General features: G+C 72.3%; 12 protein-coding genes. 2 read left to right on the top strand and 10 right to left on the bottom strand.

The window, feature by feature from the left end; all coding sequences use genetic code 11:
- Nucleotides 1–6: 6 nt before the first annotated feature.
- The 3 genes from ACLQ29_RS16960 to ACLQ29_RS16950 are packed head-to-tail and all read right to left on the bottom strand — an operon-like array spanning nt 7 to nt 5,790.
- A complete protein-coding gene (locus ACLQ29_RS16960) occupies nt 7–3,381 on the bottom strand; it encodes a S8 family serine peptidase (protein WP_425772491.1) in 3,375 nt (1,124 codons plus the stop codon).
- A gap of 43 nt (nt 3,382–3,424) precedes the next feature.
- Nucleotides 3,425–4,633 (bottom strand): hypothetical protein, encoded by a 1,209-nt coding sequence (locus ACLQ29_RS16955; protein ID WP_425772490.1) that lies wholly within the window; start codon nt 4,631–4,633, stop codon nt 3,425–3,427.
- On the bottom strand, nt 4,630–5,790 hold the full coding sequence (locus ACLQ29_RS16950) for a ThiF family adenylyltransferase (protein ID WP_425772489.1): 1,161 nt from the start codon (nt 5,788–5,790) through the stop codon (nt 4,630–4,632). The genes ACLQ29_RS16955 and ACLQ29_RS16950 overlap by 4 nt, the downstream gene beginning before the upstream one ends.
- A 416-nt stretch (nt 5,791–6,206) precedes the next feature.
- On the opposite strand from ACLQ29_RS16950, the gene ACLQ29_RS16945 reads away from it, so the two are divergent.
- Nucleotides 6,207–8,843, top strand: a complete 2,637-nt coding sequence (locus tag ACLQ29_RS16945) for an ATP-binding protein (protein ID WP_425772488.1) — start codon at nt 6,207–6,209, stop codon at nt 8,841–8,843.
- Between the two features lie 48 nt (nt 8,844–8,891).
- On the opposite strand, the gene ACLQ29_RS16940 is transcribed toward ACLQ29_RS16945, so the two are convergent.
- The 6 genes from ACLQ29_RS16940 to ACLQ29_RS16915 form a co-directional block, all read right to left on the bottom strand.
- Nucleotides 8,892–9,752 carry an oxygenase MpaB family protein gene (locus ACLQ29_RS16940; protein WP_425772487.1) on the bottom strand — a complete coding sequence of 287 codons (861 nt, stop codon included), beginning with the start codon at nt 9,750–9,752 and terminating at the stop codon, nt 8,892–8,894.
- Complete coding sequence (locus ACLQ29_RS16935; protein WP_425772486.1) at nt 9,749–10,963, bottom strand: MAB_1171c family putative transporter; 1,215 nt, start codon at nt 10,961–10,963, stop codon at nt 9,749–9,751. Before ACLQ29_RS16935 ends, ACLQ29_RS16940 begins: the two co-directional genes overlap by 4 nt.
- A gap of 7 nt (nt 10,964–10,970) precedes the next feature.
- Nucleotides 10,971–11,495, bottom strand: coding sequence for a hypothetical protein (locus tag ACLQ29_RS16930; RefSeq protein ID WP_425755811.1), 525 nt, complete (start codon nt 11,493–11,495; stop codon nt 10,971–10,973).
- 50 nt (nt 11,496–11,545) lie between these two features.
- Nucleotides 11,546–12,061: a hypothetical protein gene (locus ACLQ29_RS16925; protein WP_425772485.1), complete on the bottom strand. Its 516-nt coding sequence runs from the start codon at nt 12,059–12,061 to the stop codon at nt 11,546–11,548.
- 208 nt (nt 12,062–12,269) lie between these two features.
- Nucleotides 12,270–13,430, bottom strand: coding sequence for a toprim domain-containing protein (locus tag ACLQ29_RS16920; protein WP_425772484.1), 1,161 nt, complete (start codon nt 13,428–13,430; stop codon nt 12,270–12,272).
- Nucleotides 13,431–13,532: 102 nt separating this feature from the next.
- Nucleotides 13,533–14,393 (bottom strand): ATP-grasp domain-containing protein, encoded by an 861-nt coding sequence (locus tag ACLQ29_RS16915; RefSeq protein ID WP_425772483.1) that lies wholly within the window; start codon nt 14,391–14,393, stop codon nt 13,533–13,535.
- Between the two features lie 153 nt (nt 14,394–14,546).
- Here ACLQ29_RS16915 and ACLQ29_RS16910 point away from each other — a divergent pair, with 153 nt between their 5' ends.
- Entirely contained in the window at nt 14,547–14,807 is a 261-nt protein-coding gene (locus ACLQ29_RS16910) for a hypothetical protein (protein WP_425772482.1), read from the top strand.
- Between the two features lie 26 nt (nt 14,808–14,833).
- Here the strand turns inward: ACLQ29_RS16910 and ACLQ29_RS16905 are convergent, their stop codons facing one another.
- Nucleotides 14,834–15,475, bottom strand: coding sequence for a class I SAM-dependent methyltransferase (locus ACLQ29_RS16905; protein WP_425772481.1), 642 nt, complete (start codon nt 15,473–15,475; stop codon nt 14,834–14,836).
- Nucleotides 15,476–15,557: the final 82 nt, after the last annotated feature.

The following is a 15,557-nucleotide window of genomic DNA, read 5'->3' as shown; positions in this document are numbered from 1 at the left end:
GGGACCCTACGCGTTTCCGGCACCATGGTCGACCGCACCACCACGCACCGTGTACGAGTAGGGCACCGCGGCCACCTCCGTGGCGAATCCGGTACGGGCGTCGAGGGTGGTCACCGTCAACGACCCGGTGACCGGTTCTCCCACCGGTTCGTCCGCGCGGAAGAGCACGGTGACCCGGCCGCTCTGCCCCGGCGTCAGCGTCAGCGGCGTGGTTGGCCCGGCCGACCCTTCGACCACCCGCCGCCAGTGACTGCCGGTGGACGAGGTGACCCGCCGGTCGAACAGTCGAGTCAGGGCGTTCGCCCGGCAGTCCACTCGGGCCGGCCGCTGGGGAGCACCGCCGAACGGCCCGGCCCGGTTGGCGTTGCAGATCCAGGTCGTGGCCGACACCTCCGTCGACGAGACGAACACCTCCGAGCGCCGGCCGGCGGTTCCGGCCAGGTCCGGGTCACCGACGTAGTAGCCGTTCTCGCCGTACGGCTGCGTGTCCAGCACGTGCGGCACCGTCGAGTCGGCCGACATCCGCAGCCGGGTCGTGCCGGTCGGAACCGCGAAGCGAGGGTAGACGTCGACGGTGGACACCGGTGTCTGATACGTCGCCGACGTCACCGGCCGCAACGGCACCTCGCCCACGACGTCCAACCGGGCGTCCACGAGGTACGACGCCGGCGCCGTGCCGGTGTTGGTGATGGTGAGGGTGGCCTCGGCCGGCCGCCCCGCCGGCAGCGCGGCTCCCGCCGGCACGCCGGTGGCCAGCACCGACGCCGGGGCGAACCCCACCCGGCCGTGGAACGGCTGGCTGGTCCGGACAGTGGCGGTCGGTGCGGTGAGCACCAGCACCACGGTCCAGCGACCTGGCTGCGGGGCACGCCGGACCAGGTCCAGCCGGGGCGGCGCCGTGGTCCCCGCGGAGCGCGAGCTGCTGGCCGCGAGCGGCATCCCGGCCGGGTCGACGAGCAATCCCCACACCTCCAGCCCCGGGTCGTCGCCGGCCCGCACCGACACGGCAAGCGCCGGCTTCTGAGCCGGTACGTCGAACTGGAAGCTGCGCCGCTGCCCGAGCAGCGCCCACCCGGCGAGGGCGCCGTTGCCGCCGGAGAAGGTGCCGCCGAAGCTGCCGCCCGCGGGACCGGTCGGGACCAGTGCCCGCAGTCCCAACGGAAGCGCCGCGTACCCCGTCGCGCCGGCGACGGTCACGGCGGCCGACGAGTCACCGGGCGTGGTCGGCAGGCGGACCGGCAGCGAGGCGGTCGTCGTACCGCCGGGCGGCACGACGACCGAGGGGCCGTCGCGCACGGTCAGCCGCAGCGCGGTGACGTCGTACCGGACCGCGCCCACCGGCGGCGTCCCGTCGTCGCGGGTCCAGATCGCCACGGTCCAGCGGCCCGGCCGCGGCTGGGCCACCGTCACCCGTCCGTACCCTCCGTTGCCCAGCGGCAGTGAGTAACCGGCGAGCCGGCCGGCGGGATCGAAGACGCTCACCGCGACCGGCGCGGCATGCGCTCGGGGGTCCCAGGCCACCGCGGTCTGGAGCTGGTCGGTCCCGCCGGGCACGGTGACCGGCACCCGGCGGGCGTTCGCCGGTACGCCGTCGGAGTCGACGAAGGCTGTCCCCGCCCCCGCGGCCGGCGTCACCTGACCGGCGGCGAGGCTGCGGGCCGGCGCGGTGGACCGCAGGCCGACGGTGACGCGACGGGCGCGCCCGCCCGGATTGGTGAGGTGCACCGCGACCGGCGTGACCTGCCCCGCCGCGCCGGTGACGCTCGCCGTCGAGGTGGCGACGAGCAACCCCGCCGCGTCCCCCGACACCGGCCGACCGGCGGCGTCGGCGGGGGCGGCGGGATCCGGATGGTCGGTCAGAGCTGCGGCCAGCCGCACCGCGGCGAGGGTGTCCACCCGCCCGGCGCCCTGCTGGTCGGCCGGCTGCCGCAGGTCGGTCGCGGAGCTCAGGAGGATGCGTTTGACCTGCTCGGGGGTCGGTGTTCCACCGGTGTGCCGGCGGACCGTCTGGATCACCAGCGCCGCCGCCCCGGCCACGAACGGCGCGGCCGCGCTGGTGCCGCCGAACAGGAAGAACGGGCTGGGGGTGCCGCCGTCGAAGAAGGAGACACAGCTCTGGTAGCGCGCGGTGTCGGTCGAGCAGGCAGCCCACCCGGTGTCGCCGGGCGCCACCAGGTCGACGGTGCGGGGTTCGGCCTGCGCGGTGCCGCCGGAGCTCAACGCGGACACCGAGTCGGACCGGTGGCCGCCGTCGCCGAGCGGCGACCCGCCGTACCCGAGCTGGCCGTAGGCGCGCAGCTGGGTGCTCGCGCCGACGGCGATGACATCCGGGTCGCTGGCCGGCGAACCCAGGGTGCCGTCCGGCCCGGCATCCCCGCTGGCCACCACCACCGTCACTCCCGCGGCGACGGCCGCGTCGTTGGCCAGCCGCAGCGCGTTGGCGGCCGTGTCCGGATAGCCGTAGCCCACCAACGACTCGTTCAGCACGTCGACGCGTTCGTGCAGCACCGCCCACTCGATGCCCTGCAGGACAACGGACGTGGGCGCCGCGACGTTGCTGAACACCTTGGCGACGTGCACGGTGGCGGCCGGTGCGACGCCGAGGATCCGCATCGGGCACGGTCCGTCGGGCCGGTGCGCTGGATGCGCGTACCGCCCGGCGTCGTAGACGCCGACGCCCTGGGCCGCCACGACACTCGCGTCGCCGAAGGATTCCAGGATGTAGGAGGGGGCGTCCAGGCCGTCACCGGTGAAGTCGGCGTAGCCGGCCACGACCGACCGCCCGTCGCGGACGAACTCGGCCGCTGCCGGGTCGATCGCCCCGCCGAGCACGCCGACCCGCACCCCGGACCCGTCGGCCAGGTCGTGGGCGCCGGGCCCCAGGGCCGATCCGACGGTACGCGTCAACGCCAGCCCCTCCGGCTCGGTCAGCGGCGGCACATCCGGCCCGGCGCAGCTACGGGCACCCGTCGCGGCTCCGCCGGCCGGTGGCACGGGCCGGCTCGAAGCGACCGGTTGGCGCAGTCGCAGCGGGGTGTCGGGCAGGACGGCTCGTACCCCGGGTCGGGTCGCCAGCTCCGTGACGGCCCGCTCCGGCAGGGTCGTGGCGATGGCGTTCACCAGTCGGAAGGGTGCCACCCGGGTGGCGCCGACGCGGCGCAGGTCGGTGAGCATCGGCTGCTGGTCGGCGGTGATCCGGGCGGCCCGGTCGGCGAGCAGTCGCCCGCCGGCGGTGTCGTGCTGGTCGGCGAGGACGACGATGACGGCCCGGACCGGGCCGGCGCCGACTGCCGCCGGTGGGGCCATGGCGGCTACCGGTCCGGCGGCCAGGGTCGGCGTCAGGAGGGCGGCCAGCAGTCGGTGCGGGGCGGTCAGTGGCACGGTAGGCGTCCTTACGTGCTGGTAGTGGCGGTGGACGAGCCGATCAGGCGGCGGCGCGACGTTCGGTGACGAGGACCCAGCCGAAGGTGGCGAGTTGCAGGGCGACGAGCGCGAGGAAGCCGACGCCGTTCAAGAAGGCGAGCCCGTCGACCGGAGCGTCGAGCCCGTCGACGGCCAGCCGGACCATCGTGACCATGGCGGGCACCGTGAGGGCCAGCAGCGCCGCGGTGACGGCGAGCGACCCCAGCAGGTAGAACGGCGCGTACCAACGGATGATCCGCAGTTCCCGGGCCGGCACACCGCCGAGGTCGTGGCCGGGGTCGCGGCCGACCAGCCGCCGTACCTGGTTGGCCAGCCACCGCCGGGTGTCACCCATCAGGTCACCCAGCCGCAGCCAGTTGCCCAGCACGTAGTAGACGTCCGTGCGCATGAACACCAGGAACTGGTAGACCACCGACAGCGTGAGCGTGTAGACGACGCCGCGCACCAGCCGCTCGTGCACACCGACGAGTTGCAGCACCAGGCAGACCGACATGAGCAACAGGTCCCAGGTCAGCCCCGCCAGGTACGGGGCGTAACGGCGGCGTCGGGGCACGGACCGGACGGCTGACATCTCCGTCTGCGCCACCAGGAACCACAGTCTTCGGCTGATCGAGAGCCGTCCGGTGACGCCCAACGCCCGCACGGTGGCCGCGTGCGCCAACTCGTGCAGCAGCACCAGCACCCAGGCCACCATCGCGACGACCAGGGCGTTGGCCAGCACCCCGTCCAGCAGGAACGCGTCGGCCGGGGTGGGCCGCAGCGAGGGTACGAGCGCCAGTAGCGACGGCACGGTCAACCAGCTGCCGACGTAGAGCAGCCGCATCGGCGGCGCGAGCAGCCAGGACACCCGATGCGGCGGCAGGTTCGCCAGCACCGCTATTCCCCGGCGGTCTGCGGTCGCAGGGCTGCCGGCCCCGGTCGCCGGCGGCCCTGCGTCACCCGCGTCCCCGCGCAGGAAGCCGCAGGACGCGATGCCGTCGAGGAAGTCGGCGAGGTCCGGCTCGGTGCCGTACCGGTCGGCGAACCGCCGGCGGACCTCGCCGAGCGGCAGCCCCTCGCCGAGCCACCGGACGAGGTCGACGCCCTCGGCCGGCAGCTCGACGAAGTCGCCGGTGTCGACCCGACCGACCTCGCACACACCGTCCTCGCTGTCGCCGATGTGCAGCGGATACAGCAGGACGACAGTGGTGTCGGCGAGCGCGCTGGTCACGCCGCGGACCCGGAGGCGACGGTGGCCCGCAGGCCGCCGGGGCGGGGCACCCGGCCGTCCGGGCCGCAGGCGGCGCAGTCGTCGAGCAGCGTGCCCTCGGCGAACTGCGTCTCCATCCGGTGCACGTCGACGACGAGCTTCCGGCCGACGATGACCGGCTCCGCCATGCCGGTGAGGTGCTTGACGGCCTCCAGGGCGGCCAGGTTGCCGATCATGCCGGCCATCGGCGCGTTGCACGGGTTGATGGTCCGGTCGCCGATCACCCCGACCACGTACTCGGCCATCGGCGTGTACTCCGGGTGGTTGGCCGCGGCGTCCTGCTCGACGCACTGGAAGCAGGCGGTCTGGTAGGGCACGTGCAGGAAGAGGCTGACCGTGAGCCCGTCGTTGGAACCACGCATCCACGCGGTGCCCTCCCGCAGGGCAGCCTCGTTCAGCCACTGGTAGAGCGTCAGGCGTGGCCGGTCCGCGGCGCAGATCACCAGGTCCCGGCCGGTCATGGCGGCGCGGGCGGCCTCCACCCCGTCGACCCGCGCGTTGCGTGCGCTGATCCGCACGTGCGGGTTGATCTCGGACAGCCGGCGGACGGCGGCGGTCACCTTGGGCTGCCCGACGTCGGCGTCGGTGTACAGCACCTGGCGGTTGAGGTTCATCAGCTCCACGTCGTCGTCGTCGACGAGCAGGATGTCGCCGACCCCGATGGCGGCCAGGCTCATGGCCACGTACGACCCGAGGCCGCCGATCCCCAGCACCGTGACCCGGGCGTCGCGCAGCCGGAGCTGGAAGTCGGCCGCGGTCAGCGGCGGCTTGTGGAAGTAGGAGAAGAACTCCAGGTTGCGCCGGTACCGTTCGCGTTCCACGGCCGGCAGCCGAGCCGGCGGGGGTACGGCGGCGTCCTCCACGAAGCCCATCCCGATCAGCGCGTCGACGGAGTCGTCGACGTCGCCGGCGCTGATGCCCGGATCGTGCTCCGCCATCGCGTCCGCCAGCTCGGGCCGGGTCCGGGTACCGTCCAGCAGACTCAACAGGTGCCAGGTGTTGCCGCGCTCGTCGTCGACCATCTCCGAGGCGATGCCGTAGTCGCCGCCGCCGATGCGGATGCGGCCGTCGCCCAGCGGGATGGGTGGAAACACGCTCTTGATGCGGGGTCGCCTCATCCGTACTCACTCCTTCGGGTGCTCAGGTCGTCGTGGCGGTCCTGGTCACCGCCCGCCCTGGCGGGCGGTGACCAGGACACTCGGGTCAGCAGTCCGTGCAGGGGCTGCAAGCGCAGATGACAGTGGTCTCGATCTTCTCGAGACGACGGATCTGGATCTTCATGGCGACACCTCCCTCCCGGGTCTTCCGACTGAACCGACCAGGACCGGCGGAGGCCGGCTGGTGCCCGGACCAGCACCTCGGTGAAGTCTGTGGCGGGCCGCCGGGCCGTGGGTGAATCCCGGACGATCCCGGATGGCCAGCATCGGTGCCCTCCGGTGCGCTCGGCGGATCAAGGACAAATCAGGTGACGCCGCCGGACCGTGCGGGTCTAGTAGGAGTACAAGCCCGAGATCAGGACCGTGCAGGAGCCGCCGTGACCGAGTCGCTGCCGAGTGGAGGCGGTGTGGCGCCGCCGGATCCCGGGCCTGCCGACTCGCTTGACGAGGTGGCCCAACGACTACGGATGTTGAAGGTGTGGGCCGGTGACCCGTCCTACGACACGATCAAGAGTCGGATCAACGCCGCCGGGAAGGCCACCGGCCGGCCCGGTGGTGTGCTGGCCCGGCGGACGACTGTCGCCGACTGTTTCCGGGACGGTCGACGGCGGCTCAACACCGATCTGGTGATCGCCATTGTCGAGGCCATGCATCCGGACGTCGGGTACGTGGCGCAGTGGCGGCAGGCGCTTCGGGTCGTCGGCGGGGAGGCCCGGGCGGCAGCGCAGGTACGGGTCCAGGACGACCTGCCGCAGGACCTCGTCGGCTTCGTCGGTCGTACCGCCGTGGTGAACCGGCTCCGACGGGAGCTACACAGGAGCGACCTGGACGACGGCCCGGTCGTCCTGGCGATCCAGGGCATGGCGGGCGTCGGCAAGACCCAACTCGCCATCCACGCCGCGCATGCCGTGCACCGGCGGAAACCCTTCGACCGGATCCTCTTCGTCAACCTGCGCGGGTTCCACCCCGATCCCGGTCAACCGCCGGCCGACCCGGCCTCGGTCCTGGAGGGCTTCCTGCGCCTGCTCGGCGTCGCCGGCCAGCAGATCCCGTACGACCTGCCCGCCCGGGTTGCCGCCTACCGCCGCATCCTGGCCGGCACCCACACGCTTGTGGTGCTGGACAATGCCAGCGACGCCGAACAGGCCCGCCCGCTGCTGCCCGACACCCCGGGCTGCCCGGTGCTGATCACCAGCCGACGCGACCTCGGCGACCTGCCGTACGCCACGCGGCTCACCGTGGGCCTGTTCACTCCGGACGAGTCGGCCGCGCTGCTCGCCGAGGGCGGCCCGCCCCTCCCCGCCGGCCCCGACCCGAACGCGGTGGCCCGGATCGCGCAGCGGTGCGGCCACCTCCCCCTCGCGCTCGGGCTGGTCAACGCGCACCTCAGAAGCACCACTGGCTGGACGCTCACCGATCACGCCGACCGGCTCGACGAGCGTCACCACCAGCGCCGCCTCGACGTCAGCGTGGAGCTCGCCTTCGACCTCTCCTACCGGGAGCTACCCACCGAACGGCGACGGCTGCTGCGTTTCGTGGCGGCACATCCCGGCGACGACTTCGATGCCCGGGCCGTCGCCGCCCTCACCGGCGTCCGCCCGTCCGACGCGGAGGTCCACCTGCGCCACCTGCACCGGGACCACCTGCTGCAACAGGCCGTCCCCGGTCGGTACGCCCTGCACGACCTCATTCGCGCGTACGCCGCCAGCCGGTGCGGCGACGAGGACCCACCGCCCGAACGGCGGGCAGCCCTGACCCGTCTGTTCGACTACTACGTGGCCACCACGGCCGCCGCCGTGGGCGTCCTCTACCCGGCCGGATCGCACCGCGAGCCGTCATCCGGTGGCGTGCGCGTCTCGGCTCCGCTCGACTCGGACACCGCCCGCGGCTGGCTGGACACCGAGCGCCCGGCTCTGGTCGCCGTCGCCGCTCACACCGCCGCCCACGGCTGGCCCTCCCACACCACCCGGCTGTCGGCCAGCCTCTTCCCGTACCTGCACGGCGGGTATCCCACCGACGCCCTCGCCATCCACGAGCACGCCCGTACCGCCGCTCGCCGTGCCGGTGACCCAGCCGGACAGGGCCACGCCTCGACCAGCCTCGGCGCCACCTACGCGCAACTCGGCCGCTACGGGCCGGCCACCGAGCACCTCCAGCAGGGCCGGAGCCTGTTCCGACGGGTCGGCGACCAGGTCGGCGAAGCCCGCGCGCTTGTCAACCTCGGTGTCATCGAGTCGCAGCTCGGCCGCAACCGATCCGCCGCCGCCAGCTACGGCCAGGCCCTGACCCTGTTCCGGCAGGCCGGCCACCAGGCCGGGGAGGCACACGCGCTGAACAACCTCGGTGAGGTCGAAGCGCAACTGGGTCAGTACGGGCTGGCCGCCAAGCACGTGCAACGGTCGCTGATCCTGTTCCAGCGACTCGGTGGCCGGACCGGCGAAGCCTGGACGCTGAACACCCTCGGCGACATCGAGATACGGCTGGGTCGGCACCTGGCCGCGGGGATCCACCTGGAGCGGGCCCTGGCCGTGTACCGCCAACTCGGCAATCACACGGGCACGGCCTGGACGCTGAACAGCCTCGGCACGCTGCACACCCGTCTCGGCCAGACCAGCTGTCATCATCAGCAGTCGCTCGACATCTTCCGCGAGACCGGCGAACGGTACGGGGAAGCCAGCGCGCTCAACGGAATCGCCGAGGCGGCTCGTGTCACGGGCAACGTCGCCGACGCCCTTGCCCACCACGGCGCGGCACACGCGATCGTCGTCGAGATCGGCGCGTATCACGAGCACGCCCGTACCCACGCCGGCCTCGGTCACGCCCACCGCGCTCTCGCGGCCCCCACGTCCGCCCGTGCGCACTTCCAACGGGCGCTCACCCTCTACGCCGACCTGGACATGCCCGAGGCCGAAGAGATCCGCGCCCACCTCACCGCCCTCGACAGCGACGGCGTCGGGCCCGGGAGCCCGGACCTGACGGGACAGCTCCTGCTGAGCGCCGTGAGCTGCGGTTGACGACCACCACCGCACGGCCGCAGACGAACCACCGGCCAGACACACGCCCTACTCGGGTACGCGGTCGGGCCGCGGACCGAGCTGGCTGATCTCGTACCCGTCGGGGTAGCTCCTGGCGTTGATCCCGTCGGCGAACAGCGCCGTCTTCCGGGGCGCTCCGAACCACCGCTGCGCCCTGGCCCGCGTCTTCAGACCGAGGTGCAGGCCGGCCCGGACCGGCCACGCCGGCGCCTCGACCCGCATCGCGCGGCGGAGCGGCGCGTCGTACATCGCGCTGACCAGCGCGTTTCCCAGCGGCGCGAGCATCCGGGGGATCCGGGTGAGCATCAGCATCCGGGTGGCCCGCTCGATGGCCGCCGCGTCGTCGTTGGGCTGGAGGTGAGCCGCGTCGTGGGCGTCGAACCAGGTCTCGAACTCGTCGTACGACCCGGGGATGTCCGTGATGCCCATCCGCCGGCCCAGCTCCCGGTAGAACAGGTACGTGGCCTGCCGCTCGTGGCAGCAGGGCGGGCGCCAGCCGTACGTCTGCAACCACCGGGTCGGGATCACCACGAGGCAACCCAGGACGTAGCGGAAGTCGTCGTTGCCGATGTCGTACGGGCGGTGGATCTGGTTGACGCGCCGCAACGCGTCCCGGCCACGAGGCTGCTCGAACCCGTTGAGCACCATCTCGTACATCAGCAGGCCGGTGTCGTCGATTCGCTTCTGGGTGCGGTCGGTCAGCTCACCGGTGGTCGTGTGCACCGCGGCGATGGCGGGGATGGAGAAGGACCTGTTGAAGGCCAGGTTGAGCCCGAGTTTCAGGTCCCACGGAAACTCGTGACGCAGCATGGTCTGGTAGATGGCCAGGTAGTCGCGCTCCGGGTCGAGAGCACGGGTACGGGTCAGGTTCGCGTAGCGGCCTCTCATCGGCGGGCGTCTCCAGCGGTGAGCTTCCGGGTCGTGGCGAGCGTCTGCGCCACCACAGGTGAGCGGGCATAGGCGTCGGTGACGAGCGTCAGCCACGCCACCTCGCCAGCGTAGCCATCGTCCGGGCGGTGCAACTCGTCCGCTGGCTGCGGGGTGGCGGCCACGAGACCGGCGCCGTGCCGACGCAGCGCGCAGGCCAGGTGTGCGGCCTCGACGGCCGCCTGCCGTTCCTGTGTGGTCAGTCCGGCCTGCTCGGCGAGTTGCTCGGCCAACGTCGTCACACCGACGTCGCTGTACGGGCGCAGTGCCAGGCGGCCGTCGCGGATCTCGGCAACCCGGCGGGTCAGCGCGTAGTCGATGTCGCGCGCCGCCGTGAGGGGCCGGCGCAGGGCGGGGTCGAGTTCCAGCTCGGGCAGGGCCGCGATGAGGTCCCGCCAGAGCGGTTCGAGCCGTCGGTAGGAGTGGAAGTCCTCCCACCGGCGCGTGATCCGCAGGGTGGGCCCCCACGCGGGCATGGTGAGGCCGATCGTGATGAGCAGCGCGCCGATGGTCACCAGGACCGCGGCGATCTGTCGCTCGCCGGTGGGTTGGTGGCCGGCCCAGTAGGCGACGAGATACGCGATCTTGTTGACGCTGTAGAGCAGCGCGAAGGCCGCGCCCACCGCGGTGATGCGCAGGCCACGGCGCAACCAGGGCCGACCGCAGATCTTCGCGAAGCTCCAGCACAGCCGGGTGATGTCGAAGCAGTAGGCGAAGAAGCCCAGCACCAGGAAGATCAGCAGGTAGGCGGTCACGACGGGGTCGGTCGCGTACTCGACGGTCAGCAGCACCGGGTCGTCATAGCTGAGGGTGTAGGCGAAGAGGCCGGCCATGACGAGGAACGCGAGCCCGGTGATCCACACCCAGACGCGGGCACGGGCGGCGGCCTTCGCCGGAGGAAGCGCGAAGTGCAGGAGCATGATCTCGGCGTTCGCCGAGATGGTCAGCGCGCAGCCATGGGAGATGACCTTGGCCAGGTTGGGCAGGCCGGACGCCTGGTCGATGGTGGTCGCGATCGGCGGGATGGCGGCGGTGATTCCGGCGGCGAAGGCTCCGAGGCCCGCACAGATCGCGCGGCGGGCCCGGCTCGGGTGCCGACGCTGGAGTCGCACCATGTAGGCGACGGCGATCCAGCCGGCGATGGCGCACACGGTGTACAGGACGGTATCCATCGCTCCGCTACCAGTGGGGGTGCTCGAGTGAGTGCCGCAGCCGGCCGTACAGCTCGGCGTCCTGGCCGTCCAGCGGTTCGTCGTCCACGTCGCCGCGCCCGCCACGGAGCCGACGCAGGAGCAGCGAGCCGATCATCTCGGCCTCGCGTTCCTCGGCCGCGGCGTAGTTGCTGCGGCCGAGGCTGCGCTGGACCAGTTGCGGGTCGAGGTCGGGCAGCAACAGTCGGGACGCGTCCGCGTCCAGTACCTCGGTCGCCCGGTGGCCGGCGAGCAGGTGACCCAGCTCGTGGCCGATGATCAGCTGTTGGTGCAGCGGCGAGGTGTCCTGTTCGAAGAAGATGGCGTCGAAGTCGCCGGTCGGCACGCACATCCCGCACACCGTCTGCGCCGGCAGCTTGATCGGCACCAGGTGGATGGGCCGGCCGCGGCGTTGGCCGAGGACGTCGCAGAGCGTCTGGATGTCGAACGGCTCCGGCACCTCGAGTTCGGCGACGATCCGCTCGCAGCGCTTGCGTAATCGGTACAACCTCACGTCAGCGTTCCCCTGCTCGTCGACGTACTCCCATCGGAGGATGTGCACGGCTAGGTGCGCTCGCCGGGCGCGGAACCGGTGACGCCAGCACCCTCGGCCACGGCTCGCAGGCGGACCACCATCTGCTCGATGAGCTGGGTGTCGGTCGCCGAGAGGCCGTTGTCGGCGAGCACCTGGCGCAGCGCCACCTGCTTGACGTCCATTCGACGCAGCTCGCTGAGCAGCGTGATCTGATCCTGTATTCGCCGCGCCGCCGCGTCGTCGACGAAGTAGCCCGAGTTGACCCCGAAGGCGGCGGCCAGGGCGCGGACGTGTGAGGTGCGGGGATCACGTGCCACCCCGCGGCGTAGCTCTCCGATGTAGGCGGCGCTGATCGTGACACCTGTCTCGGCCGCGGCTATGTTGATCTTGTCAGCGATCTCCTTGTTCGTGTACTTGCGCCCCGGCTCGTCGGAGTCGCCGAGCTCATCGCGAGTGGGGCGGATCTCGTCGAACAGGTATTCGAGCCTCGCGGCCAGCGTGTCGAGGGGCGGCAGCTCCTGCGCTGTGTGCCGATCGTCGGCCATGATTCTTCACCCTCCAGGCACCGAAACGACAGTGTCGCAGACGCATGCGGCAACGAAACAGATGTTGACACCCGCACGGAACGTGAGCGTATGCTCGCTCCTGTTTGGAGCAACACGTGTTGAGCGGTCGGCCAATCTGCTCAACACCCGTTGCGTGGCGGATGAACCCGACGTCCGCCAGCCGAACGGGGAGGCGCCGTGGGAGGGGTCAGCTCCGCAAGGAGCACAACGGGGGGACTCCTCCTGCGCCCGCGCCTGGCCGGGCCGAGTGCAGGGTGTCCTCCAGGTGTGCGATCGCGGCGATCGCGACGGTGTCGACGCCGGCCCCGGTCGTGGCGACGATGCGCCGGGCGAGCCGGATCGCGTCGTCCGGGCTGGCGGCCTGAAACAGCAGCGGCACCAGGACGCGGACGGCGGCGCACCTGCCCTCGATGTCCTCCAGCAGGCGGGGATGCCGCTCGACGAGTCGGGTGAGGCGGTGGTCGAGCACCGCGTCGAGCATGGGACGGGCCCGCCGCCGCAGGGCGGTCCGTAACTGGGCCCTGCCGTTCGGCCGACGGAGCAGGTCGGCCGGGTCGGCGCCGGCGGCGAATTCGGCCACCAGCAACGGGCCGGGCAGGCGTTGCTGCCGCAGCAGGCGCCAGGCCCGGTCCACGGCGGCGAAGCCGGCCGGGTCCGCGTCGAATGCCGCGACGACGCCCTGCGCGGCGCCGGGCAGATTCCGCAGTATCGCGGCCTGGTCGTCGGTGAGTGTGGTGCCGCAGGGCGCGACGGCCACCGCCCCCGAGGGGCCCGACCGGGAGTACGACAGCCACACCGCGAGGACGTCGGCCGGCCCTTCCACCAGGACCGGTGTCCATCGTGCGCGGATACGCTCCTGCTGCTCGGCGATGCCGAACAGCAGCCGTCCCTTGTCGTAGATCGCGCTCCGCGGGCTGTTGATGTACTTCGGTACGCGCACCATCGAATCAGGGCGGCAGCGGCCGAGGAACGCCACGGCCTGCCCGGCGGGATCGCGTACCGGGAACAGGATCCGGTCGCGGAAGACGTCGATGAGCCGGTGCGGGTCCGATCGGGTGCGCCGTGCCACGCCAGCGCCTACCACCTCCTCCGCCGTGAAGCCGGCGGCGAGCAGGTGGTCGGTCAGCGAACTCCAGTCCGGTGGGGCGTATCCGACCCGCCACGGCCACTCCCGCTGGACGAGAACACCGAGGCCGCGGTGGGCGAGATACGCGCGCGGGCCGTCGGCCTGTCCCAGTTGGGCACGGTAGTACGCCACCGCGGCCTCGACGGCCGCCAGGAGCCGCGCGGACTCGGGCCCGCTGCCGCGTACCGGGGATGTCGGATGATGGGGTCGGGGAACGCCCATGGCCTACCTCCGGTGTCCACGCTAGCGGCAACCGGTCCCTCCCGGCCAGGAGCGCTGCGCTGCCCGTGACGAAGCCACCGTGGACCGGCGGCGAGCGCGGGCCTACTGCTGCCCGGGCGGCCCGCCGGCCCAGAGCGCGGCGACGAAATCGTCGGCGCTGATGGTCGTCGGTCGGTCGCTGACCTGACCGTCGCCAAGTTCGATCACGCGCCAGATGCCGTCGTCGCGGCGGGCGAGGTCGACGGTGACGAACGGCAGGTCGAGGGCGGCGATCAGGGGGGTGAGGGTGGTGAGGTCGAGGCCTGGGGGTGGGAGGTCGTCGGGGCTGTCGGGGTGTGCGCCGACGAGTACGCAGGCGCCCCCGATCCACCAGGTGCGTACCTCGGCGGTGGTGAAGCGCTCGAAGGCGCGCAGGACGAAGCCGCCGGTGAAGTCGTCAGCGCGGAGCTCCCGGAAACGGCTGGCCACCCGCCAGGCGGGGGAGGGGTCGGTGAGGTCGGGGATGAACGCCGCCTCGTGCCAGTGGTGTTTCATCGACTTCGTGTAGTCGCGCAGCACGGCGGCGCCGCTGCCGAGCCGGGCCCGGGCCTCGTCGAACGCGGTCCGTTGGGCGCCTGTCGTCCAGGTGGAGGTGGGGGTGACCGGGGCGAGGCGGTCGTACCAGCCGGGGAGTTCGTGGGCGCGGCGGTACTGCTCGGCGCTGGTCCGCAGGGTCACGCCGCGGGCGGCGAGGGCGTCGGCGAAGCCCGCGTACCTGTCGCTGCGGAGCATCCACCCACGGTAGACGGCGACACCGCCGGCGGGCACGGCGGTGACCGCGGCCTGCGGCTCGTCGCTGGCCAGCGCGTCGTGGTCGACCACCGCGACCTCGATCCCGGCGGCGCGAGCGGCGTGCGCCTCGGGCGCGAAGTGGTCGTCGGGCCGGCGCGGCCGTAGGGGGTTCGCGGGGACCAGCAGCAGCATCCGATCATCGTGCCGCAACTACGGCAACGGGCTCCATCCGAGATTCGATCGGCCCGGCCGGTGACTACGCCAACGTCGGCGATCACGGCACGTCGTCCCGGTGTCCCGATAACCTGATCAACCGCCACGGGCGACAGCAGACAGGAGCAGACAATGACGCTGAACAGCACGGTGGCCGAGGCGATCGCCGAGCAGGCTCTGGCGGAGTTGCAACAGGTGCCCTACCCGGCACTCGTGCCGCTGCTCGACGACAGCAGGAAAGCGGTCGTGACCGGTGCCGACGGCAGGCAGTACCAGGTGGTGACGTACGCGTTGCCGGACGTGGATGACTGCGTGCGTGTGGTCGTCGCGGTCGACGACGGCGGGCGTTCGGCCTTCAAGCCCCTGGTCCGCGACATCATCGTCGCCCCCTGACGGGGCGACCCGGACCACCGGGCGGGTCAGGGACGGCGGTTGGCTCTGACGACCACGTCGTGGATCGAGGCTGAGTGGCCGCCGTGCCCCGGCAGGGCCCGGTGCGACTCCCGAGCGGTCACGACCTCCCAGACGAGCGGGTCGAGGCGCGCGGTGATGTCGGCGGCTGTCACCGAGGCCGAGGCGGGCGGCCCGGCCTCGTCGTGCCCGTGCCCGCCGGAGGCGTGATCCTGGTGGTGGAGGTGGCCGACGATGAGCAGGGTGCCGGCGGGGGCCACCCAGGACGCGATGCGGTCGTAGAAGTCCAACTGCGGCATGGCGGGATGCGCGTAGTGGGTGGTGACCAGGTCGTACCGTGTGTCCGGCTGCCACCTCGCCAGGTCCGCCTCGACCCACCGCACGCGGGCGCCGACGTCGCTGGCGGCGGCGCGCTCGGCCGCGCGGGCGAGCGCCGTGGTCGCGACGTCCGCCGCGGTGACCTGCCAGCCGCCGGTGGCGAGCCAGATGGCCTCGGCCCCGGCGCCGCAGCCCGCGTCGAGGGCCGTTCCGGGCGATAGATCACCGATCTCCCGCACCAGGTGCGGGTTGGGCTGGCCGGCGGCCATGGCGGCGGCACGATCGCCGTCCCAGATCTGGTCCCAGTAATCCTTGTCGAACGAGTGCGTCATCAAGGTCTCCGTTGGTGGTAGGTGCGCTCAACAGTGACCAGAAGCGGACGGATCCGCAAAATTTTTTGCCAAATGGCAAACT

It is taken from the genome of Micromonospora sp. DT228 (assembly GCF_049841595.1).
Classification (GTDB): domain Bacteria; phylum Actinomycetota; class Actinomycetes; order Mycobacteriales; family Micromonosporaceae; genus Micromonospora.
This window is presented reverse-complemented; position numbering and strand designations above follow the sequence as displayed.